We start from the raw sequence: 18491 nt of genomic DNA on the forward strand, positions 1-18491 counted from the left end.
CGAGTACCCGTTTTTGCCATAGTCGATGTGGTAATCAGGTCCCACTCGGCAACGAGATACTCACTGTATTCCCATTGCGTGGGCGGGAGAGGCCCAAGAGCCGGCTTGTCCAACTGCTCGACGCGTTCAATGCGACTTTGTCTGCCGTAATGACGCATCGGGCGCAGATTCAACTCATGATTGAGTTCTCGTATCACCTGGTTGAGTTCGGCCAGCGAGTAGAACGTACGTTTACGCAACCGGGCCAGCACCCAGCGTTCTACCAGCTGCACGGTTGATTCTGCCTTCGCCTTGTCTTTCGGTTTTCGCGGGCGCGCCGGTAGCACCATTGTCTCATAGTGATTTGCCAGCGCCTGGTAGCTCTGGTTTATGACGTAAGCGCCCCGTGGAGGACGTCTTGAGTTATTGGTGGGTTTGTTGTATGGCCCGGTAAGAATATGTTCCACTACGATGCCTAGTGAACCCGCATCCTATAAGGGACGGCTGTCAGATCATGGATAATCCGGCGATGATAGTGTCCACTTTAATTTTAATGGACACTATCACAAACTTCAGAACCACTAATTTCATATCACTCAAACCGGGATGGAAATAAAAGTTATTAAAATCAATACAATGTGAAAAAGCAATGAGCATAAGCGTGTAACGTAGGTTTACTGTCTCATACAACAAACCCACCAATAATTCAAGACGTCCTCCACGGGGCGTTTAGCGATCGCATTTACTGTGTTGCCCAGCGGCGGCCATAACACTCACGATGCTGGCGGCGACAGAAACTGTCTTATAACGTCACCATCATACAATAGGCTAATCGCTATCGAACAGGAGATCCTGATAATCTTCAATGTCTGATAATGAAACCGTGCAACTCTCATCGCTATCGGAGGAGTCCCATCTTGACGACGACTGGTTGTCTTTAAAGTCATTATCCATTAACAATTTTATTATATCTTCATGCCCTAATTTTTTCGCCAGCCTGAGTGGCGTTATTTTTTTTCGTGCCCCCTTGCAATTGACATCCCATAGGGAGAGGCCATTTCCATTGGCGCCTTCATCAAGCAGAAGCTTCACTTTATCATAATCATTTCTCTCTATAGCAAAATACAAAGGCGTATATTGGCACTGATGATAAATCTTAGGGTTATCTTCTCCGGGTAACTACCGTTTTTGTAAATAACTCGATGTAGCAAAATCATTGACATCAAAGCTCATATCAATAATTTTTTTCACCACGGCAGTCCCTGGAGTAAAAATAATTGCCTTAGTCATTACCGAATGACCATCAGCATCATATCTATTGACATTCAAGCCCCTTGGCTCCATAAGCGATAATGGCGTCATGAGCATGTCATCGTCTATGCCCGGCCCGAAGATATTGATATCATAGCTGCCGTCTCCTTTCGGTCGTTAGCTCTGTTGATATCCCCCTCTTTGTTAATCAGTTTGCCCGACAGTTCGAGGAAAGCTTCCCGTGTAGCCTCACTGAGGTCCGCATCAGAGGCGTAATGAGAAAACAACAACATCAATACCGTGTTCCCATCCTCATCAGTCACCTTGTGATCCGCGCCCATTTCCAGGAGATGGGTGGCGATGTGATAACATCCTTTTCTTAATGCATACATAAGTAATGTGTTTTTATCGCTATCAATCTCAACATCAATACTGATATCAACCGCTTTGGCGTTTTCCAGCGCGGCGATAAATGCATTTTGATCGCCTGTATCTATCTTATTCTTTAAATCAACAACGATGTACGCCGACGAAGCTGATGTCGCAAAAGGATAATGACATAATGAAGATGAAATACTGGAAATAGGCATCAATATCTCCCCTCTCATTGGTTAAGTGATAACTTTTCTGACCATAACGTTGAGTTGAATTTATGATATATCCTGTATATTCATTTTTTCATTAACGAAAGTTTTTTAACACGACGCGGAAGAAGCGCTATTAGCACATATCTTATGCAGTTCTTATTACTTGATTAATCATCCCTAAGTAGGACATAAGGGTTAGACTATGGGCGGGTTTGGGACAATGCCATCGCGCCTTATCGCCGGCCATGGAAAACGGCGACGGCAACATTGGAGGGATTTTTGCAGCTGTTATCGGCAGAAGGGAAAATTCAGCTCGGCCACGGTGGCAGCGTCAATAGAGAATCACGGGCTACGGTGGTGGCGGGAAAGGCCCGCCATAGGCGTTGTGCGCGCTAAAACAACCACAGCGGCAAACCCATTACGCCTACCGGCAGGCAACCTCGGGGCATAAAAAAACCGGGCCCGGCCCGGTTTTTTACAAGCTTGCACAACGACAGATTACTCTGCGGTCGCTTCTGCTGCTGGAGCTGGAGCTGTTGCTTCAGCGCGATCAACGAGTTCGATGTATGCCATCGGCGCGTTGTCGCCTGCACGGAAGCCACACTTCAGAATGCGAGTGTAACCACCGGCGCGGCTCGCGAAACGCGGGCCCAGCTCGTTAAACAGTTTTGCCACGATCTCGTTATCACGAGTGCGGGCGAATGCCAGACGACGATTTGCAACGCTGTCGGTCTTGGCAAGTGTAATCAGCGGTTCAACAACGCGGCGCAGCTCTTTCGCTTTCGGCAGGGTCGTCTTGATGATTTCATGACGAACCAAAGAGCCGGCCATGTTACGGAACATAGCCTGGCGATGGCTGCTGTTACGGTTCAGTTGACGACCACTCTTACGATGGCGCATGACCTTATCCTTCTCAGTAAAACCTTAACCTGTGATCGGGTTATTCATCAGCGATACTTGCCGGAGGCCAGTTCTCGAGGCGCATGCCCAGAGACAACCCACGGGAAGCCAACACGTCTTTGATCTCGGTAAGAGATTTTTTACCAAGGTTGGGTGTTTTCAGCAACTCAACCTCGGTGCGCTGTACCAGATCACCGATGTAGTGGATAGCTTCTGCCTTGAGGCAGTTAGCAGAGCGGACAGTCAATTCCAGATCGTCAACGGGGCGCAGCAGGATCGGATCGAATTCTGGTTTCTCTTCTTTCACTTCCGGCTGACGTACATCACGTAAGTCAACGAAAGCTTCCAGTTGTTCAGACAAAATGGTTGCCGCACGGCGGATCGCCTCTTCAGGATCGATCGTGCCGTTGGTTTCCATTTCGATAACCAGCTTGTCCAGGTCGGTACGCTGCTCAACGCGCGCTGCTTCCACATTGTAGGCGATACGCTCTACGGGGCTATAGCATGCGTCTACCAGCAGACGACCGATCGGGCGCTCATCTTCTTCCGAATGAATTCGGGCAGAAGCCGGAACATAGCCACGTCCACGCTGAACCTTGATACGCATATTGATGGATGCGTTTTCATCGGTCAGGTGGCACAGGACATGCTGCGGCTTGACGATTTCGACATCCCCATCATGGGTGATGTCGGCTGCGGTCACAGGGCCAATGCCAGATTTATTCAGGGTCAAGACAACGTCATCTTTACCTTGAACTCTCACCGCCAGCCCTTTCAGGTTGAGCAGAATCTCCAGGATGTCTTCCTGTACACCTTCTTTGGTGCTGTACTCGTGCAGTACACCATCAATCTCAACCTCGGTCACCGCGCAACCCGGCATCGATGAAAGCAGAATACGGCGCAGTGCGTTACCCAGAGTATGGCCAAAGCCACGCTCTAAGGGCTCAAGGGTCACCTTGGCGTGCGTCGAACTGACTTGCTCGATATCTACCAGGCGCGGTTTTAGAAACTCTGTCACAGAACCCTGCATTGTGTCCTCTCTTTGGTACTAAGCCTTACTTAGAGTAAAGCTCGACGATCAGGTGTTCATTAATGTCCGCAGACAGATCGGTACGTTCTGGAATACGTTTGAACACCCCTTCCATCTTAGCAGCGTCGACTTCAAGCCAGGTCGGTTTTTCACGCAGCTCAGCCAGTTCCAATGAGGCACGAACACGGGATTGCTTTTTCGCTTTCTCACGGATGCTGACAACGTCATTCGGAGTAACCTGGTAAGAAGCGATGTTGACAACGCGGCCGTTCACCATGATCGCCTTGTGGCTGACCAATTGACGTGATTCAGCGTGGGTAGCACCAAAGCCCATGCGGTAAACAACGTTGTCGAGACGACCTTCTAGCAACTGCAACAGGTTTTCACCGGTATTGCCTTTCAGGCGTGCTGCTTCTTTGTAGTAGTTGCGGAATTGACGTTCCAACACGCCGTAAATACGACGAACTTTTTGTTTTTCGCGCAACTGTACGCCGTAATCAGACAGACGCGGTTTACGCGCACCGTGCTGACCGGGCGGTTGCTCGATTTTGCACTTGGAATCGATCGCGCGAACGCCAGACTTCAGGAATAGGTCTGTGCCCTCACGACGGCTCAGCTTGAGCTTAGGACCCAAATATCTTGCCATTTTCTTTCTCCAACTAACCTAAAAGCGGCGTTATACGCGGCGCTTTTTAGGTGGACGACAACCGTTATGGGGGATCGGAGTCACATCAGTAATGTTCGTGATGCGGAAACCAGCCGCGTTTAACGCGCGGACGGTAGACTCGCGACCCGGACCTGGTCCTTTAACCATAACTTCCAGATTCTTGATGCCATATTCTTTCACTGCTTCAGCGCAACGTTCTGCTGCAACCTGTGCGGCGAAAGGCGTGGACTTACGAGAACCACGGAAACCGGAACCACCGGCGGTCGCCCAACCCAACGCATTACCCTGACGATCGGTAATAGTTACGATGGTATTGTTGAAAGACGCATGGATATGAGCCACACCATCTGAAACTTGTTTTTTAACACGCTTACGTGCACGAATAGGTGCCTTAGCCATTATTTACTCACCCCGATTATTTCTTGATCGGTTTGCGCGGACCCTTACGGGTACGGGCATTGGTCTTGGTACGCTGACCGCGGACCGGAAGACCACGACGATGACGCAAACCACGATAGGTACCAAGGTCCATCAGACGCTTGATACTCAGGGTTACTTCACGGCGCAGATCACCTTCGACAACAAACTTGGCAACTGCGTCACGCAGCGTGTCAATCTGCTCTTCAGACAGCTCACTGATCTTAACATTTTCAGCAATGCCCGTAGCCGCGCAGATGTGCTGCGAGCGGGTTTTGCCGATACCGTAGATTGACGTTAGCACAATAACGGTATGTTTGTGATCAAGAATGTTAATGCCTGCTATACGGGCCACTATGCACTCCTAGAATTTTTAACGGCAACACCATTCTGAAAAGCCCGTTTTCAGGATACTCAAACAATGTTGCAGCGACATACAAAAGATTGGCTGGCTAATCTAGCCAGCTCAACCCAACTTTGCAAGAAAAAAATGCCGGAAATATTAGCCTTGGCGTTGTTTATGCTTAGGCTCAGCGCTGCAAATCACACGAACGACACCGTTACGCTTAACGATTTTGCAGTTACGACATAATTTCTTGACGGAAGCACGAACTTTCATTTTTACTCTCCGTAACTTCTCAAGCTTCCCGAATTAGCGGTTATAGCCTTTCAGGTTTGCTTTCTTCAATACGGACTCGTATTGACTCGACATCATCAGAGTCTGCACTTGAGCCATAAAGTCCATGATAACCACAACGACGATCAATAAAGACGTGCCCCCGAAATAGAAGGGAACTTTCATTGCGTCACGCATGAACTCCGGGATTAGGCAGATAAAGGTAATGTACATAGCGCCGACCAGCGTTAAGCGGGTCATCACCTTATCAATATACCTTGCCGTTTGCTCTCCCGGACGAATGCCTGGTACAAATGCACCGGACTTCTTCAGGTTATCCGCTGTCTCGCGCGGGTTGAACACCAACGCCGTGTAAAAGAAACAGAAGAATATGATTGCAGCCGCATATAGTAACACATAAAGCGGTTGACCAGGCTGCAAATAGAGCGAAATCGCAGACAGCCAGCCCCAACCTGTGCCGCCTCCGAACCAGGATGCAATCGTGGCCGGAAACAGAATGATACTGGAGGCGAAAATTGCCGGGATAACCCCGGCCATGTTCACCTTCAGCGGTAAATGCGTGCTCTGAGCCGCATAAACGCGACGTCCTTGCTGACGCTTGGCGTAGTTAACGACGATACGACGCTGACCACGTTCAACGAACACCACGAAAAACGTCACCGCGAACACCAGAACTGCAACCAATAGCAACACGAGGAAGTGCATATCGCCTTGTCGAGCTTGCTCTATGGTGTGGCCGATGGCAGGCGGCAAGCCCGCTACGATACCCGCGAAGATAATGATGGAGATACCGTTGCCGATACCTCGTTCAGTAATCTGCTCACCCAGCCACATCAGGAACATTGTCCCGCAGACCAGGCTCACTACCGCAGTAAAGTAAAACGCAAAGCCTGGATTAATCACCAGACCTTGCATTCCAGGCATATTCGGCAAACCGGTTGCGATACCGATTGACTGAAATATTGCCAACACCAACGTGCCGTAGCGCGTGTACTGGCTGATTTTACGTCTGCCAGCCTCACCCTCTTTTTTAATCTCCGCCAGCGCCGGGTGAACCACCGTGAGCAGCTGAATGATGATCGATGCCGAAATATACGGCATGATCCCCAATGCGAAGATAGAAGCACGGCTGAGCGCACCACCAGAGAACATGTTAAACATTTCAATGATGGTGCCGCGCTGCTGTTCGAGCAATTTCGCAAGTACGGTGGCATCAATACCAGGGATCGGAATAAAAGAGCCGATGCGGAAGACAATAAGCGCCCCGATAACAAACAGAAGTCTGCGTTTCAGTTCACCCAGTCCGCCTTTGGCGCTTTGAAAATCTAATCCCGGTTGTTTAGCCATCTGCTACTTATTCCTCAATTTTACCGCCGGCAGCTTCGATTGCGGCACGCGCGCCTTTGCTTACACGTAGGCCACGCACGGTAACCGCGCGTTTGACTTCGCCGGACAGCATGATTTTGGCGAATTCAGTTTGGATGCCAACGATGTTAGCGGCTTTCAGCGCGTTCAGATCCACGACCTCGCCTTCTACGTGCGCCAAATCGGACAGGTGGACTTCCGCGGTGACCATGAATTTGCGTGACGTAAAGCCGAATTTCGGCAGACGACGGTACAGAGGCATTTGGCCGCCTTCAAAACCGCGACGTACGCCACCGCCAGAACGGGACTTTTGACCTTTGTGACCGCGACCGCTGGTTTTGCCCAAGCCAGAACCAATACCGCGGCCTGGACGCTTAGAGGCGTGTTTGGAACCCTCAGCCGGAGACAGAGTATTTAAACGCATCTCTTACTCCTCAACTTTGACCATGTAGGAAACCAAATTGACCATACCGCGTACTGCAGGCGTATCTTCACGCTCTACGGTGTGGCCAATGCGACGCAGGCCCAAGCCAACCAAAGTTGCCTTGTGTTTCGGCAGACGACCGATGGAACTGCGAGTCTGAGTGATTTTAATAGTCTGTGCCATGGTCAATTACCCCAGAATTTCTTCAACGGATTTACCACGCTTGGCAGCGACCATTTCAGGAGACTTCATATTGCCAAGAGCGTCGATAGTTGCACGAACCACGTTGATCGGGTTGGTGGAACCATAGGCTTTTGCCAGTACGTTGTGAACCCCTGCGACTTCCAGGACGGCGCGCATTGCACCACCGGCGATAATACCGGTACCTTCGGAAGCCGGCTGCATGAACACGCGGGAACCCGTATGCGCACCTTTAATCGGGTGCTGCAGGGTGCCGCTGTTCAGCGCGACATTCATCATGTTGCGACGGGCTTTTTCCATCGCTTTCTGGATCGCTGCCGGAACTTCGCGTGCTTTGCCGTAGCCAAAACCAACGCGACCGTTACCATCACCGACAACCGTCAGTGCGGTAAAGCTGAAAATACGGCCACCTTTTACGGTTTTAGATACACGGTTTACCGCGATTAGCTTTTCCTGCAGTTCGCCAGCTTGTTTTGCGATGTGTGCCATCTTACACCTCTACCTTACGAACTGAAGGCCAGCTTCACGGGCAGCATCTGCCAGTGCCTGGACTCGACCATGATATTGGAACCCGGAACGGTCAAAGGACACATTTTTAATGCCTTTTTCCAGCGCGCGCTCGGCGATAGTTTTACCTACTGCGGCGGCGGCGTCTTTGTTACCGGTACCCTTTAATTGCTCCACGATAGCTTTTTCTACAGTAGAAGCGGCTACCAGGACTTCAGAACCGTTTGGTGCAATAACCTGTACGTATATATGACGCGGGGTACGATGTACCACCAGGCGGGTTGCACCCAATTCCTGGAGCTTGCGGCGTGCGCGGGTCGCACGACGGATACGAGCTGCTTTCTTATCCATAGTGTTACCTTACTTCTTTTTAGCCTCTTTGGTACGCACGACTTCGTCGGCGTAACGAACACCCTTGCCTTTGTAAGGCTCAGGACGACGATAGGCACGCAGATCTGCCGCAACCTGGCCAATAGTCTGCTTATCAGCGCCTTTCAGCACGATTTCAGTTTGGCTCGGGCATTCTGCGGTGATACCTGCCGGCAGTTGATGGTCGATGGGGTGAGAAAAGCCCAGGGACAAATTCACCACATTACCTTTCACTGCAGCACGGTAACCTACGCCTACCAGCTGTAGCTTTTTAGTGAAGCCGTCGGTCACACCAATCACCATGCCGTTCAGCAGCGCACGAGTCGTGCCTGCAAGCACCCAACCATTGGCATGGCCTTCGTGCGGAGCAAAGGTCAGCTGGTTATCAGCATGCTGAACGTCAACAGCTTCGTGGATAGTACGAGTCAGCTCGCCGTTTTTACCCTTAATCGAAATATCCTGACCGTTGAGTTTTACCTCTACGCCGGCAGGAATGACGACGGGTGCTTTAGCAACACGAGACATTCTTTCCTCCCAATTACGCTACGTAGCAGATAATCTCGCCACCAAGACCAGCCTGGCGAGCCGCACGATCAGTCATGACACCTTTAGAGGTAGAAACAACCGCGATACCCATGCCTGCCATCACTTTCGGCAGCGCATCTTTTTTCTTATAGATACGCAGGCCGGGGCGGCTGATACGCTGAATGCTTTCTACCACCGGCTTACCCTGGAAGTACTTAAGTACCAGCTCCAGCGTCGGCTTGGTGTAGCCTTCAACTTTGTAATCTTCAATAAAGCCTTCTTCTTTCAGCAAGTTGGCAATTGCCACTTTAAGCTTGGAGGAAGGCATGGAGACCGCGGTTTTGTTCGCGGTTTGACCGTTACGGATACAGGTCAGCATATCCGCGATCGGATCTTGCATGCTCATCTGTCTTTACTCCCGTGATTCAATTGGTGACAATTTACCAGCTAGCCTTTCTCAGACCAGGGATTTCACCGCGCATTGCGGCTTCACGGACCTTGATACGGCTCAACCCGAATTTCCGCAGGAAAGCGTGCGGACGACCAGTTTGGCGGCAGCGGTTACGCTGACGAGACGGGCTGGAATCACGCGGCAGAGTCTGCAGCTTGAGAACCGCATCCCAACGTTCTTCATCGGAAGCATTCACGTCGGAGATGATGGTTTTAAGTTCAGCACGTTTTGCGAAGAATTTATCAGCTAATTTCACGCGTTTTACTTCGCGTACTTTCATGGATTGTTTAGCCATCAGTAACCCTACCTTACTTGCGGAATGGGAAGTTAAAGGCGGTCAACAGCGCACGGCCTTCATCATCGGATTTCGCAGTGGTGGTGATGGTAATATCCAAGCCACGAACGCGATCGACTTTGTCATAGTCGATTTCCGGGAAGATGATCTGTTCACGCACGCCCATGCTGTAGTTGCCACGGCCATCGAATGACTTGGCGGACAGGCCACGGAAGTCACGGATACGCGGTACAGCAATGGAAATAAGTCGCTCGAAGAACTCCCACATGCGTTCGCCACGCAGGGTTACTTTACAACCGATCGGATAGCCCTGACGGATTTTGAAGCCAGCAACAGATTTGCGTGCTTTGGTGATAAGCGGCTTTTGGCCTGAAATCGCGGTCAAATCGGCTGCAGCGTTATCCAGCAGCTTTTTATCGGCGATTGCTTCACCCACACCCATATTCAGGGTGATCTTCTCGACCCGAGGGACTTGCATGACAGAATGGTAGCCGAACTGTTTCATCAGTTGAGAGACTACTTCGTCTTTGTAGTAATCATGCAGTTTCGCCATCGTACTACTCCAAATTACTTAATAGTTTCGCCGTTAGATTTGAAGACACGCACTTTCTTGCAGTCTTCAACCTTAAAGCCCACACGGTCCGCCTTGCTGGTAGCCGCATTGAAGATTGCAAGGTTGGAAAGATCGATTGCCGCTTCTTTCTCAACGATGCCGCCCGGCTGGTTCATGGCCGGCACTGGTTTTTGATGCTTCTTAACCAGATTGATACCTTCAACAATGGCCTTGCCGGTAGACAGGACATTTTTTACTTTACCGCGCTTACCTTTATCTTTGCCGGTCAGCACGATAACTTCGTCATCACGACGGATTTTCGCTGCCATGATTCGCTCCTTAGAGTACTTCAGGTGCCAGGGAAATGATCTTCATGAACTTTTCGGTCCGCAGTTCACGAGTCACCGGCCCAAAAATACGCGTACCGATAGGTTGCTCACTGTTGTTGTTCAACAAAACACAAGCATTACCATCGAAGCGAACGACAGAACCGTCAGGGCGACGAACACCCTTCTTGGTGCGCACCACTACCGCCTTCAGGACATCACCTTTTTTTACTTTGCCACGAGGAATCGCTTCCTTGATGGTAATTTTGATAATGTCGCCGACGCCTGCGTAGCGACGGTGCGAGCCACCTAGAACCTTGATACACATTACGCGACGTGCACCGGAGTTGTCGGCTACGGTCAGCATAGTCTGTTCTTGGATCATGTTAGTGCTCCGCTAATGTCAACTACTACTTATACTTAATGACCTGAATCGGTCGTAAGAAAAAACCCCATAATCATAATACAGGGCGCAGCATTATAACACCGCTCCTGGTGTATGGGTAGAAAAAATAAACGGCTCAAAGGACGAACCGTTTATCTGTTTAGAGCGCGCTTACCGTTTTACAGAATCGCTTTCTCTACAACGCGAACCAGCGTCCAAGACTTGGTCTTGGAAATCGGACGGCATTCGCTGATTTCAACGATGTCGCCGATATTGCTGTCATTGTTCTCGTCATGTACGGGGAGCTTGGTCGTACGTTTGATGAACTTGCCGTAGATCGGGTGTTTCACAAAACGTTCAATGGCCACAACGATGGATTTCTCCATTTTGTCGCTAACCACACGACCTTGCAGAGTACGGATTTGGTCACTCATTACGCACCCGCCTTCTCAGTCAATAACGTCTTCACGCGCGCAACATTGCGGCGCACCTGCTTTAACAGGTGAGTCTGCTGCAGCTGGCCGCTGGCAGCCTGCATACGCAAGTTGAATTGCTCGCGCAGCATGTTCAGCAGTTCGGTGTTCAGCTCTTCAGCGCTTTTTTCATGCAGCTCATTTGCTTTCATTACATCACCGTCTTAGTTACAAAGGTGGTTTTAATCGGCAGTTTTGCTGCTGCCAGCTTGAAGGCTTCACGGGCAAGCTCTTCCGGAACGCCGTCCATTTCGTACAGGACTTTTCCCGGCTGAATCAAGGCAACCCAGTATTCTACGTTACCTTTACCTTTACCCATACGCACTTCAAGCGGCTTTTCGGTGATCGGTTTGTCCGGGAAAATCCGGATCCAGATCTTACCTTGACGCTTAACTGCACGTGTCATGGCACGACGTGCTGCTTCGATTTGACGAGCGGTCAAACGACCACGGCCAACAGCTTTCAGACCGAAAGTACCGAAGCTAACATCCGTACCCGCTGCCAGGCCACGGTTGCGGCCTTTGTGCATCTTACGGAATTTTGTACGCTTTGGTTGTAACATCAGCGACTCTCCTTACTTGCGGCCTTTACGCTGCTGCTTTTTAGGTTGAGCAGCCGGTTCCGGTTGTTCAACGGCAGCCATACCACCTAAGATCTCACTTTTGAAGATCCACACTTTTACGCCGATGACACCATAAGTGGTGTGCGCTTCGGAGATGTTGTAGTCGATATCCGCACGCAGGGTGTGCAACGGAACACGACCTTCACGGTACCATTCGGTACGCGCGATTTCAGCACCGCCCAGACGGCCGCTGACTTCAACCTTGATCCCCTTGGCACCAAGACGCATGGCGTTCTGCACGGCACGTTTCATCGTGCGACGGAACATAACACGGCGTTCCAGCTGCGAAGAGATGCTGTCGGCAACCAGTTTGGCGTCCAGTTCCGGCTTACGGACTTCGGCGATATTAATCTGCGCCGGGACGCCAGAGATATCCGCTACGACCTTACGCAGTTTTTCGACGTCTTCGCCTTTCTTACCGATCACGATGCCCGGACGAGCGGTGTGAATGGTCACACGGATACTCTTGGCCGGACGCTCGATCACCACGCGGGAAACCGAAGCTTTCGACAATTCCTTGGTCAGGAACTGACGAACTTTAAAGTCGCTGTCCAGGTTGTCAGCGAATTCTTTAGTATTCGCATACCAGGTAGAGTTCCAGGGTTTGACGATACCCAGGCGAATACCATTAGGATGTACTTTCTGACCCATTGCTAGTCTCCAGAGTCTCAGCGATCGGACACAACCACAGTAATGTGGCTGGTGCGCTTCAGGATACGATCTGCACGACCCTTGGCACGCGGCATAATGCGCTTCATGCTCGGGCCTGCGTCGACGAAAATCTTCGCGACTTTCAGATCATCGATATCTGCGCCATCGTTGTGTTCAGCGTTAGCAATGGCAGACTCCAGTACTTTCTTCACCAGACCAGCAGCTTTCTTATTGGTATAGGTCAGAACTTCCAGAGCTTGCGACACTTTCTTACCGCGAATCAGGTCAGCCACCAGGCGAACCTTTTGAGCAGAAGAACGAGCGTGGCGATGTTGAGCGATAGTTTCCATCTCTTCCTCCTACCTTAGCGCTTTTTGGCCTTTTTGTCGGCCGCATGGCCGCGATAAGTACGCGTCGGCGCGAATTCACCCAGTTTGTGACCGACCATTTCATCGGCGACAAAAACGGGTACGTGCTGACGACCATTATGGACAGCGATGGTCAAACCGATCATTGTTGGAAAGATCGTTGAACGACGGGACCAAGTACGAATAGGCTTCTTGTCACCGCTTTCCACCGCTTTCTCTACCTTCTTCAGCAAGTGCAGGTCAATAAATGGACCTTTCTTGAGAGAACGTGGCATGGTTTATCCTCTAATATTATTTGCTACGGCGACGTACGATGAACTTATCAGTACGCTTATTGCTACGGGTCTTCTTACCTTTGGTCTGGATGCCCCACGGCGATACCGGGTGCTTACCAAAGTTACGACCTTCACCACCACCGTGCGGGTGGTCCACCGGGTTCATCGCCGTACCGCGAACGGTCGGACGGATGCCACGCCAGCGGCGGGCGCCGGCTTTACCCAGTACACGCAGCATATGTTCTGCATTACCTACTTCGCCCAAGGTCGCGCGGCATTCGGACTGAATTTTGCGCATCTCACCGGAACGCAGACGCAACGTGACATAAGCGCCATCACGAGCCACGATCTGAACATAAGCACCGGCGGAACGCGCCAGCTGACCGCCTTTACCCGGTTTCATTTCCACGTTATGCACGGTGGAACCAACCGGAATATTGCGCATCGGCAGAGCGTTACCGGCTTTGATTGCCGCATCGACGCCAGATTGAATCTGATCACCGGCCTTCAGGCCTTTCGGTGCCAGGATGTAACGACGTTCACCATCTTTGTACAACACCAGCGCGATGTTGGCGGAACGGTTAGGATCATACTCAAGACGTTCTACCACTGCCGGGATACCGTCTTTATTGCGTTTGAAGTCAATCAGACGATAATGTTGCTTGTGGCCACCGCCGATATGGCGCGTAGTGATACGGCCATTGTTGTTACGGCCACCGGATTTGCTGAGGGTTTCCAGCAACGGGGCATAAGGTTTGCCCTTGTGCAGCTCAGGGTTGACCACTTTAACAACGTGGCGACGACCCGGAGATGTCGGTTTACATTTAACAATTGCCATTGTTCTTACTCCTCCGACTTACTCTGCGCCGCCGATGAAGTCCAGGTTCTGGCCTTCTTTCAGGGTGACGTAAGCTTTTTTCCAGTCGCTACGACGACCGATACGCTGTCCGTGACGTTTGGTTTTCCCTTTGACAACCAGGGTACGCACGTCATTGACTTCGACTTCAAACAGTTTATGCACAGCGGCTTTGATTTCTGCTTTGGTCGCATCTTTAGCTACTTTGAGAACGATGGTGTTGTGTTTTTCCATCGCGGTAGATGCTTTTTCAGAAACATGCGGCGCGCGCAGTACTTTTAGCAGACGTTCTTCACGAATCATGCCAGCATCTCCTCAACTTGCTTAACAGCGTCAGCCGTCATAACAACTTTGTCGAAGGCGATCAGGCTAACCGGGTCGATACCTTGGGCATCGCGCACGTCTACTTTGTAGAGGTTACGCGCGGCCAGGAACAGGTTTTCGTCCAGTTCGCCGGTAATGATCAGCACATATTCCAACGCCATGTCTCTCAGTTTCTGTGCCAGCAGCTTGGTTTTCGGCGCTTCGACAGAGAACTGTTCAACAACGATCAAACGATCCTGACGTACCAGTTCAGACAGGATGCTTTTCAGCGCCCCGCGGTACATCTTCTTATTCACTTTCTGACTGTGGTCCTGCGGCTTGGCGGCAAAGGTGACGCCACCAGAACGCCAGATCGGGCTCTTAACGCTACCGGAACGCGCCCGGCCGGTACCCTTCTGACGCCAGGGTTTTTTACCGGAACCGGTGACTTCGGCACGGGTCTTCTGACCACGGGTCCCCTGACGGGCACCTGCTGCGTAAGCCACAACAACCTGGTGGACCAGCGCTTCGTTGAAGTCACGCCCGAAGGTAGTTTCGGAAACAGTCAGCGCGCTTTGCGCATCTTTCAATACCAATTCCATTCCTATCTCCTCGACGTTACGCCTTGACAGCCGGTTTAACGATCAGGTCACCACCGGTTGCTCCCGGGACGGCGCCTTTGACCAGCAGCAGGTTGCGTTCTACGTCAACACGTACCACGTCCAGGCTCTGAACGGTTACGCATTCGTTGCCCAGCTGGCCTGCCATTTTCTTGCCCTTGAATACTTTGCCCGGAGTCTGGTTCTGACCGATAGAACCCGGAACGCGGTGGGACAAGGAGTTACCGTGGGTAGCATCCTGGGTACGGAAGTTCCAGCGCTTTACAGTGCCGGCAAATCCTTTACCTTTGGAGGTACCAGTAACGTCGACTTTTTTAACATCAGCAAACAGTTCTACGGTGATGCTCTGGCCAACGGTGACTTCTTCGCCGTCTTCGACGCGGAATTCCCACAGACCACGGCCGGCTTCAACGCCCGCCTTCGCAAAATGACCGGCTTCCGGTTTGGTTACGCGGTTGGCTTTTTTGGTGCCGGCGGTAACCTGGATTGCGCGGTATCCGTCGTTTTCCAGATCTTTAACCTGGATCACGCGGTTTGCTTCGATTTCAATAACGGTGACGGGGATAGAAACACCATCTTCGGTGAAGATGCGAGTCATGCCCACTTTACGTCCGATTAAACCCTTCATTGTTTCAACCTCTCAATCGTTCAACGACCTGATTAACCCAGGCTGATCTGCACGTCTACACCGGCAGCCAGGTCCAGACGCATCAGAGCATCAACGGTTTTTTCTGTTGGCTCAACGATGTCAACCAGACGCTTATGAGTGCGGATTTCATACTGATCGCGCGCATCTTTGTTGACGTGCGGAGAGATCAGAATGGTAAAGCGCTCTTTGCGGGTCGGCAGCGGGATCGGACCACGTACCTGGGCACCGGTACGCTTGGCAGTCTCGACGATTTCCGCGGTTGATTGATCGATCAAACGATGATCAAACGCTTTCAAACGGATACGGATTCTTTGGTTCTGCATGAGACCAGAGCTCCAATTATTTATAAATGTAAAAAACCACTCCTCACACCCATTTCGATTGAAGGGGGAGTGTAATCGTTCAGTGTTATCCCCCGATTGGGGATGTTGTTAGCTGGCTTACCACCTGCGCGGACCCGACGAGCGAGTCGGCCTGTCAGGGTAATATCTACAAGACAAGCCCGCGCATTATACGCAAATCTGTACAGGAAGCAAGCGCGGGCGGTGAAAAGGGAGAAGCGCTGCGGCGGAAAACGCCATGCTCGGCGCGGGCCGCACTATGCGGATATTATGCGGATATACAGTAGGGCGCAAAGTTCCCTCCTCTGGGCGAAAGGGAGAAAGGTCTCAACGTCGTGCGCCAAGTCTCTTGCCCTGAGCGGACGGTAAAGGAAAGAGGCGCCAGACAAGAAACGCCATGCCCCGTGCGACCCATGGGCTGAATGGACCATAATAAAGAGGAGATGACGGGCAAAAAGGTGCCCTGCGCTAAGCAGCGGCGTGGGGTGCGGTTAAGTTGACACCGCCGCCCCGTGAATACTGACCGTCGCGGCCCGGCTTACTGGGCGGCGTCTTTTAGCTGTGACTGCAGGTAGTTCTGGACGCCGATACGGGTGATAAGCGCCAGCTCGGTTTCCAGAAAATCGATATGCTCTTCTTCGTCGGTAAGGATTTCTATCATTAAATCCCGCGACACATAGTCGCGTATCGAATCCGCGTAGGCGATGCCTTCGCGCAAATCCTGCGCGCCCTGCAATTCCAAATTGAGATCGGAGCGTAGCATTTCTTCCACATCCTCACCGATATTCAGCCGGCCGAGGTCCTGCAGATTAGGCAACCCCTCCAGGAAGAGAATACGTTCAATGTAGCGATCCGCGTGTTTCATTTCGTCAATGGATTCGTGGTATTCAACATCGTTGAGGCGCATCAGGCCCCAATTCTTGAACATCCGGGCATGCAGGAAATACTGATTGATAGCCACAAGCTCGTTGCCAAGCAGCTTGTTGAGATGGTTGATAATCTGGGCATCACCTTTCATGACGAACTCCTCCGTTGCGTGTTGTATCAGAATATAACCGCGACAGAGTAATGCAAAGCGATAACCCTACTTTTTCAAGCGATATTTTCCAACGGCGCGATGTGCTGTAGTTCATCCTCCATTATACGGCGCGCGACGCARACGCATTTTCCGCATTGGGTACCCACCAGCACCAATCGTTTCAACTGCTGGAAAGTCTGGGGCTGGTGCAGCCTCACTGCGGTGCGTATTGCTTTGTCGCTTACCGCATTACATAAACAAACATACATTGCTGCTACTCACGGGCTTATCTCAGGCCAATTTAGATGAGAACGCGTGTCATTACAATAGCGAAAGTATTGCTGTTTGCATTTTGTTGAATAACCCGCTGATCTTAGACCGCTTAATGTGACAGTTTTTTTTATTGCCATGACGCGATAAGCGCTACACGGGCTGTTGTTAATACCGGCTGCGTTGTGTCCACTATAGGCCCTGCGCCCAATGCCCTGCGTTTCAACATTCAGCCGCCCTACAAGCGCGGAAATGAAAATTAACAGTTAATCTGTACAGTTTATCTGTATTAATGCCATACTGCTTGTATGATGACTCCGACTTTTACCGCTGAAGAAACATCTTTAGCCGCCCTGGCGGGCGAGCGGCGTATCACCCTGGGTAAACTGGTGCGGCGGCTGCGTGAGCAAACACCGGCCAACGATTTCACCTCCGCGCAAAAATCGGTGCGGCTGCGGCTGGATCGCTATGGCCCCGCCACCGTTTCGGTGCTGGCGCGGGCCGAAAGCGTGCGTCCGCAGTCCATGCGCAGCACGGTAGCGGCCGCGCTGCAGGCGATGGGGGCGGTCAATGGCGTTGCCGATCCTGTTGACGGCCGGCAAACGCTTATCACCTTGACGGACGCGTTTCGCCAATGCCTGCAGGCTCATCGCTCGGCAAAGAACGGCTGGCTACACGGCTGCCCTGGAAACGCAGCTGTCCGCCGCCGAACAGGCGCAGCTCGCCGCCGCGGTCACGTTGTTGCAGCGGCTTGCCGATTATTGATCTCGGCCTTGGCCAGACTAGAGAGGTAATGACAGCAACGCCCGTGGCGTCTGACACCGCGCTGGGTGGGCGACAAACGCCGATGGCGAGACCCTTCGCCCGTCCGTTCACGAGCGTCGCTACGCGCCCGGCATGATATCGCGGGGCATTCGGCCTATGAGCAATCATCCTTACCCTCGCGGTTGGCGCTACGCTAATGGCCGTTAAAAAGTGCCCCTACCCTATTGTTTATGCCTTTCTGCTGGTTCCGGTCACGTCCGTTCAGCGATTCCGATTCTGTCCGATCGCTCATCTTCTGTTCCGCCATACTCTGGAGACTTTTAGCTTCCGGGGGTATGGCATGGCACGTAAAAAGAAGAACGCGAGAACAGAAATGTGCATCTATATCAATGTATTACGCATGAAATTTGA

General features: G+C 51.5%; 33 protein-coding genes and 1 pseudogene. 1 reads left to right on the plus strand and 33 read right to left on the minus strand.

The features are described from left to right. The 33 genes and pseudogenes from ACMX3H_RS07585 to bfd form a co-directional block, all read right to left on the minus strand. Nucleotides 1-392 (minus strand): annotated as a pseudogene (locus ACMX3H_RS07585) (IS21 family transposase); the annotation flags it as partial. Between the two features lie 415 nt (nucleotides 393-807). Beyond that, entirely contained in the window at nucleotides 808-1134 is a 327-nt protein-coding gene (locus tag ACMX3H_RS07590) for a hypothetical protein (protein ID WP_415210399.1), read from the minus strand. 221 nt (nucleotides 1135-1355) lie between these two features. Then, a complete protein-coding gene (locus ACMX3H_RS07595; RefSeq protein ID WP_415210376.1) occupies nucleotides 1356-1823 on the minus strand; it encodes a hypothetical protein in 468 nt (155 codons plus the stop codon). A 492-nt stretch (nucleotides 1824-2315) separates the two neighbouring features. Then, a complete protein-coding gene (gene rplQ, locus ACMX3H_RS07600; RefSeq protein WP_415210377.1) occupies nucleotides 2316-2717 on the minus strand; it encodes a 50S ribosomal protein L17 in 402 nt (133 codons plus the stop codon). A 40-nt stretch (nucleotides 2718-2757) separates the two neighbouring features. After that, complete coding sequence (locus ACMX3H_RS07605; RefSeq protein ID WP_415210378.1) at nucleotides 2758-3747, minus strand: DNA-directed RNA polymerase subunit alpha; 990 nt, start codon at nucleotides 3745-3747, stop codon at nucleotides 2758-2760. A 25-nt stretch (nucleotides 3748-3772) separates the two neighbouring features. Beyond that, nucleotides 3773-4393: a 30S ribosomal protein S4 gene (gene rpsD / locus ACMX3H_RS07610; RefSeq protein WP_415210379.1), complete on the minus strand. Its 621-nt coding sequence runs from the start codon at nucleotides 4391-4393 to the stop codon at nucleotides 3773-3775. Between the two features lie 30 nt (nucleotides 4394-4423). Beyond that, nucleotides 4424-4813 carry a 30S ribosomal protein S11 gene (gene rpsK, locus ACMX3H_RS07615; protein ID WP_025420689.1) on the minus strand — a complete coding sequence of 130 codons (390 nt, stop codon included), beginning with the start codon at nucleotides 4811-4813 and terminating at the stop codon, nucleotides 4424-4426. A 16-nt stretch (nucleotides 4814-4829) separates the two neighbouring features. Next, nucleotides 4830-5186 (minus strand): 30S ribosomal protein S13, encoded by a 357-nt coding sequence (rpsM, locus tag ACMX3H_RS07620; RefSeq protein ID WP_415210380.1) that lies wholly within the window; start codon nucleotides 5184-5186, stop codon nucleotides 4830-4832. A gap of 147 nt (nucleotides 5187-5333) precedes the next feature. Further along, nucleotides 5334-5450: a 50S ribosomal protein L36 gene (gene rpmJ / locus ACMX3H_RS07625; protein WP_002227352.1), complete on the minus strand. Its 117-nt coding sequence runs from the start codon at nucleotides 5448-5450 to the stop codon at nucleotides 5334-5336. Nucleotides 5451-5483: 33 nt separating this feature from the next. After that, nucleotides 5484-6815, minus strand: coding sequence for a preprotein translocase subunit SecY (gene secY, locus ACMX3H_RS07630; RefSeq protein WP_415210381.1), 1332 nt, complete (start codon nucleotides 6813-6815; stop codon nucleotides 5484-5486). A gap of 7 nt (nucleotides 6816-6822) precedes the next feature. Then, complete coding sequence (gene rplO / locus ACMX3H_RS07635; RefSeq protein WP_415210382.1) at nucleotides 6823-7257, minus strand: 50S ribosomal protein L15; 435 nt, start codon at nucleotides 7255-7257, stop codon at nucleotides 6823-6825. Between the two features lie 3 nt (nucleotides 7258-7260). Beyond that, nucleotides 7261-7440 carry a 50S ribosomal protein L30 gene (rpmD, locus tag ACMX3H_RS07640; RefSeq protein WP_011412070.1) on the minus strand — a complete coding sequence of 60 codons (180 nt, stop codon included), beginning with the start codon at nucleotides 7438-7440 and terminating at the stop codon, nucleotides 7261-7263. A 6-nt stretch (nucleotides 7441-7446) separates the two neighbouring features. Then, on the minus strand, nucleotides 7447-7947 hold the full coding sequence (rpsE, locus tag ACMX3H_RS07645; RefSeq protein ID WP_415210383.1) for a 30S ribosomal protein S5: 501 nt from the start codon (nucleotides 7945-7947) through the stop codon (nucleotides 7447-7449). A gap of 9 nt (nucleotides 7948-7956) precedes the next feature. Further along, the gene (gene rplR / locus ACMX3H_RS07650) at nucleotides 7957-8316 is read right to left on the minus strand and encodes a 50S ribosomal protein L18 (protein ID WP_415210384.1); all 360 of its coding nucleotides are present in this window, start codon (nucleotides 8314-8316) and stop codon (nucleotides 7957-7959) included. Nucleotides 8317-8325: 9 nt separating this feature from the next. After that, nucleotides 8326-8859: a 50S ribosomal protein L6 gene (gene rplF, locus ACMX3H_RS07655; protein WP_415210385.1), complete on the minus strand. Its 534-nt coding sequence runs from the start codon at nucleotides 8857-8859 to the stop codon at nucleotides 8326-8328. A gap of 13 nt (nucleotides 8860-8872) precedes the next feature. Beyond that, a complete protein-coding gene (gene rpsH, locus ACMX3H_RS07660; RefSeq protein WP_415210386.1) occupies nucleotides 8873-9265 on the minus strand; it encodes a 30S ribosomal protein S8 in 393 nt (130 codons plus the stop codon). A gap of 34 nt (nucleotides 9266-9299) precedes the next feature. Beyond that, complete coding sequence (gene rpsN, locus ACMX3H_RS07665; protein WP_415210387.1) at nucleotides 9300-9605, minus strand: 30S ribosomal protein S14; 306 nt, start codon at nucleotides 9603-9605, stop codon at nucleotides 9300-9302. Between the two features lie 13 nt (nucleotides 9606-9618). After that, a complete protein-coding gene (gene rplE / locus ACMX3H_RS07670) occupies nucleotides 9619-10158 on the minus strand; it encodes a 50S ribosomal protein L5 (RefSeq protein ID WP_415210388.1) in 540 nt (179 codons plus the stop codon). Nucleotides 10159-10172: 14 nt separating this feature from the next. Continuing rightward, nucleotides 10173-10487: a 50S ribosomal protein L24 gene (rplX, locus tag ACMX3H_RS07675; protein ID WP_415210389.1), complete on the minus strand. Its 315-nt coding sequence runs from the start codon at nucleotides 10485-10487 to the stop codon at nucleotides 10173-10175. A 10-nt stretch (nucleotides 10488-10497) separates the two neighbouring features. After that, nucleotides 10498-10869 carry a 50S ribosomal protein L14 gene (gene rplN, locus ACMX3H_RS07680; protein WP_011412078.1) on the minus strand — a complete coding sequence of 124 codons (372 nt, stop codon included), beginning with the start codon at nucleotides 10867-10869 and terminating at the stop codon, nucleotides 10498-10500. Nucleotides 10870-11048: 179 nt separating this feature from the next. Continuing rightward, entirely contained in the window at nucleotides 11049-11303 is a 255-nt protein-coding gene (gene rpsQ, locus ACMX3H_RS07685; protein ID WP_415210390.1) for a 30S ribosomal protein S17, read from the minus strand. After that, on the minus strand, nucleotides 11303-11494 hold the full coding sequence (rpmC, locus tag ACMX3H_RS07690) for a 50S ribosomal protein L29 (RefSeq protein ID WP_415210391.1): 192 nt from the start codon (nucleotides 11492-11494) through the stop codon (nucleotides 11303-11305). Before rpmC ends, rpsQ begins: the two co-directional genes overlap by 1 nt. Further along, nucleotides 11494-11904 carry a 50S ribosomal protein L16 gene (rplP, locus tag ACMX3H_RS07695; RefSeq protein ID WP_025243890.1) on the minus strand — a complete coding sequence of 137 codons (411 nt, stop codon included), beginning with the start codon at nucleotides 11902-11904 and terminating at the stop codon, nucleotides 11494-11496. The genes rpmC and rplP overlap by 1 nt, the downstream gene beginning before the upstream one ends. A gap of 12 nt (nucleotides 11905-11916) precedes the next feature. Next, on the minus strand, nucleotides 11917-12615 hold the full coding sequence (gene rpsC, locus ACMX3H_RS07700; protein ID WP_415210392.1) for a 30S ribosomal protein S3: 699 nt from the start codon (nucleotides 12613-12615) through the stop codon (nucleotides 11917-11919). Nucleotides 12616-12632: 17 nt separating this feature from the next. Continuing rightward, nucleotides 12633-12965: a 50S ribosomal protein L22 gene (rplV, locus tag ACMX3H_RS07705; RefSeq protein ID WP_011412083.1), complete on the minus strand. Its 333-nt coding sequence runs from the start codon at nucleotides 12963-12965 to the stop codon at nucleotides 12633-12635. Nucleotides 12966-12979: 14 nt separating this feature from the next. Then, a complete protein-coding gene (gene rpsS, locus ACMX3H_RS07710) occupies nucleotides 12980-13258 on the minus strand; it encodes a 30S ribosomal protein S19 (RefSeq protein WP_011412084.1) in 279 nt (92 codons plus the stop codon). 16 nt (nucleotides 13259-13274) lie between these two features. After that, complete coding sequence (rplB, locus tag ACMX3H_RS07715) at nucleotides 13275-14096, minus strand: 50S ribosomal protein L2 (protein WP_415210393.1); 822 nt, start codon at nucleotides 14094-14096, stop codon at nucleotides 13275-13277. Nucleotides 14097-14114: 18 nt separating this feature from the next. Further along, on the minus strand, nucleotides 14115-14417 hold the full coding sequence (rplW, locus tag ACMX3H_RS07720; RefSeq protein WP_011412086.1) for a 50S ribosomal protein L23: 303 nt from the start codon (nucleotides 14415-14417) through the stop codon (nucleotides 14115-14117). Then, a complete protein-coding gene (rplD, locus tag ACMX3H_RS07725) occupies nucleotides 14414-15019 on the minus strand; it encodes a 50S ribosomal protein L4 (protein WP_415210394.1) in 606 nt (201 codons plus the stop codon). Before rplD ends, rplW begins: the two co-directional genes overlap by 4 nt. A 16-nt stretch (nucleotides 15020-15035) precedes the next feature. Beyond that, on the minus strand, nucleotides 15036-15665 hold the full coding sequence (gene rplC / locus ACMX3H_RS07730; RefSeq protein WP_415210395.1) for a 50S ribosomal protein L3: 630 nt from the start codon (nucleotides 15663-15665) through the stop codon (nucleotides 15036-15038). A gap of 32 nt (nucleotides 15666-15697) precedes the next feature. Continuing rightward, nucleotides 15698-16009 carry a 30S ribosomal protein S10 gene (gene rpsJ, locus ACMX3H_RS07735; protein WP_009639175.1) on the minus strand — a complete coding sequence of 104 codons (312 nt, stop codon included), beginning with the start codon at nucleotides 16007-16009 and terminating at the stop codon, nucleotides 15698-15700. Nucleotides 16010-16565: 556 nt separating this feature from the next. Beyond that, on the minus strand, nucleotides 16566-17045 hold the full coding sequence (gene bfr, locus ACMX3H_RS07740; protein WP_415210396.1) for a bacterioferritin: 480 nt from the start codon (nucleotides 17043-17045) through the stop codon (nucleotides 16566-16568). A 74-nt stretch (nucleotides 17046-17119) separates the two neighbouring features. Next, a complete protein-coding gene (gene bfd / locus ACMX3H_RS07745; protein WP_415210397.1) occupies nucleotides 17120-17314 on the minus strand; it encodes a bacterioferritin-associated ferredoxin in 195 nt (64 codons plus the stop codon). A gap of 309 nt (nucleotides 17315-17623) precedes the next feature. Between bfd and ACMX3H_RS07750 the strand changes: the two genes are divergently transcribed. After that, the gene (locus tag ACMX3H_RS07750; RefSeq protein WP_415210398.1) at nucleotides 17624-18109 is read left to right on the plus strand and encodes a MarR family transcriptional regulator; all 486 of its coding nucleotides are present in this window, start codon (nucleotides 17624-17626) and stop codon (nucleotides 18107-18109) included. The last annotated feature ends 382 nt before the right edge of the window (nucleotides 18110-18491 follow it).

This window comes from Sodalis sp. (in: enterobacteria) (genome assembly GCF_047607725.1).
Classification (GTDB): Bacteria; Pseudomonadota; Gammaproteobacteria; order Enterobacterales; family Enterobacteriaceae; genus JBLKSS01.

Bases quoted from the DNA above. Each gene is read 5' to 3' on its own strand.
- rplQ (WP_415210377.1), bottom strand. From the start codon at position 2,717: ATGCGCCATCGTAAGAGTGGTCGTCAACTGAACCGTAACAGCAGCCAT.
- ACMX3H_RS07605 (WP_415210378.1), bottom strand. From the start codon at position 3,747: ATGCAGGGTTCTGTGACAGAGTTTCTAAAACCGCGCCTGGTAGATATC.
- rpsD (WP_415210379.1), bottom strand. From the start codon at position 4,393: ATGGCAAGATATTTGGGTCCTAAGCTCAAGCTGAGCCGTCGTGAGGGC.
- rpsK (WP_025420689.1), bottom strand. From the start codon at position 4,813: ATGGCTAAGGCACCTATTCGTGCACGTAAGCGTGTTAAAAAACAAGTT.
- rpmJ (WP_002227352.1), bottom strand. From the start codon at position 5,450: ATGAAAGTTCGTGCTTCCGTCAAGAAATTATGTCGTAACTGCAAAATC.
- secY (WP_415210381.1), bottom strand. From the start codon at position 6,815: ATGGCTAAACAACCGGGATTAGATTTTCAAAGCGCCAAAGGCGGACTG.
- rplO (WP_415210382.1), bottom strand. From the start codon at position 7,257: ATGCGTTTAAATACTCTGTCTCCGGCTGAGGGTTCCAAACACGCCTCT.
- rpmD (WP_011412070.1), bottom strand. From the start codon at position 7,440: ATGGCACAGACTATTAAAATCACTCAGACTCGCAGTTCCATCGGTCGT.
- rpsE (WP_415210383.1), bottom strand. From the start codon at position 7,947: ATGGCACACATCGCAAAACAAGCTGGCGAACTGCAGGAAAAGCTAATC.
- rplR (WP_415210384.1), bottom strand. From the start codon at position 8,316: ATGGATAAGAAAGCAGCTCGTATCCGTCGTGCGACCCGCGCACGCCGC.
- rplF (WP_415210385.1), bottom strand. From the start codon at position 8,859: ATGTCTCGTGTTGCTAAAGCACCCGTCGTCATTCCTGCCGGCGTAGAG.
- rpsH (WP_415210386.1), bottom strand. From the start codon at position 9,265: ATGAGCATGCAAGATCCGATCGCGGATATGCTGACCTGTATCCGTAAC.
- rpsN (WP_415210387.1), bottom strand. From the start codon at position 9,605: ATGGCTAAACAATCCATGAAAGTACGCGAAGTAAAACGCGTGAAATTA.
- rplE (WP_415210388.1), bottom strand. From the start codon at position 10,158: ATGGCGAAACTGCATGATTACTACAAAGACGAAGTAGTCTCTCAACTG.
- rplX (WP_415210389.1), bottom strand. From the start codon at position 10,487: ATGGCAGCGAAAATCCGTCGTGATGACGAAGTTATCGTGCTGACCGGC.
- rplN (WP_011412078.1), bottom strand. From the start codon at position 10,869: ATGATCCAAGAACAGACTATGCTGACCGTAGCCGACAACTCCGGTGCA.
- rpsQ (WP_415210390.1), bottom strand. From the start codon at position 11,303: ATGAGTGACCAAATCCGTACTCTGCAAGGTCGTGTGGTTAGCGACAAA.
- rpmC (WP_415210391.1), bottom strand. From the start codon at position 11,494: ATGAAAGCAAATGAGCTGCATGAAAAAAGCGCTGAAGAGCTGAACACC.
- rplP (WP_025243890.1), bottom strand. From the start codon at position 11,904: ATGTTACAACCAAAGCGTACAAAATTCCGTAAGATGCACAAAGGCCGC.
- rpsC (WP_415210392.1), bottom strand. From the start codon at position 12,615: ATGGGTCAGAAAGTACATCCTAATGGTATTCGCCTGGGTATCGTCAAA.
- rplV (WP_011412083.1), bottom strand. From the start codon at position 12,965: ATGGAAACTATCGCTCAACATCGCCACGCTCGTTCTTCTGCTCAAAAG.
- rpsS (WP_011412084.1), bottom strand. From the start codon at position 13,258: ATGCCACGTTCTCTCAAGAAAGGTCCATTTATTGACCTGCACTTGCTG.
- rplB (WP_415210393.1), bottom strand. From the start codon at position 14,096: ATGGCAATTGTTAAATGTAAACCGACATCTCCGGGTCGTCGCCACGTT.
- rplW (WP_011412086.1), bottom strand. From the start codon at position 14,417: ATGATTCGTGAAGAACGTCTGCTAAAAGTACTGCGCGCGCCGCATGTT.
- rplD (WP_415210394.1), bottom strand. From the start codon at position 15,019: ATGGAATTGGTATTGAAAGATGCGCAAAGCGCGCTGACTGTTTCCGAA.
- rplC (WP_415210395.1), bottom strand. From the start codon at position 15,665: ATGAAGGGTTTAATCGGACGTAAAGTGGGCATGACTCGCATCTTCACC.
- rpsJ (WP_009639175.1), bottom strand. From the start codon at position 16,009: ATGCAGAACCAAAGAATCCGTATCCGTTTGAAAGCGTTTGATCATCGT.
- bfr (WP_415210396.1), bottom strand. From the start codon at position 17,045: ATGAAAGGTGATGCCCAGATTATCAACCATCTCAACAAGCTGCTTGGC.
- ACMX3H_RS07750 (WP_415210398.1), top strand. From the start codon at position 17,624: ATGATGACTCCGACTTTTACCGCTGAAGAAACATCTTTAGCCGCCCTG.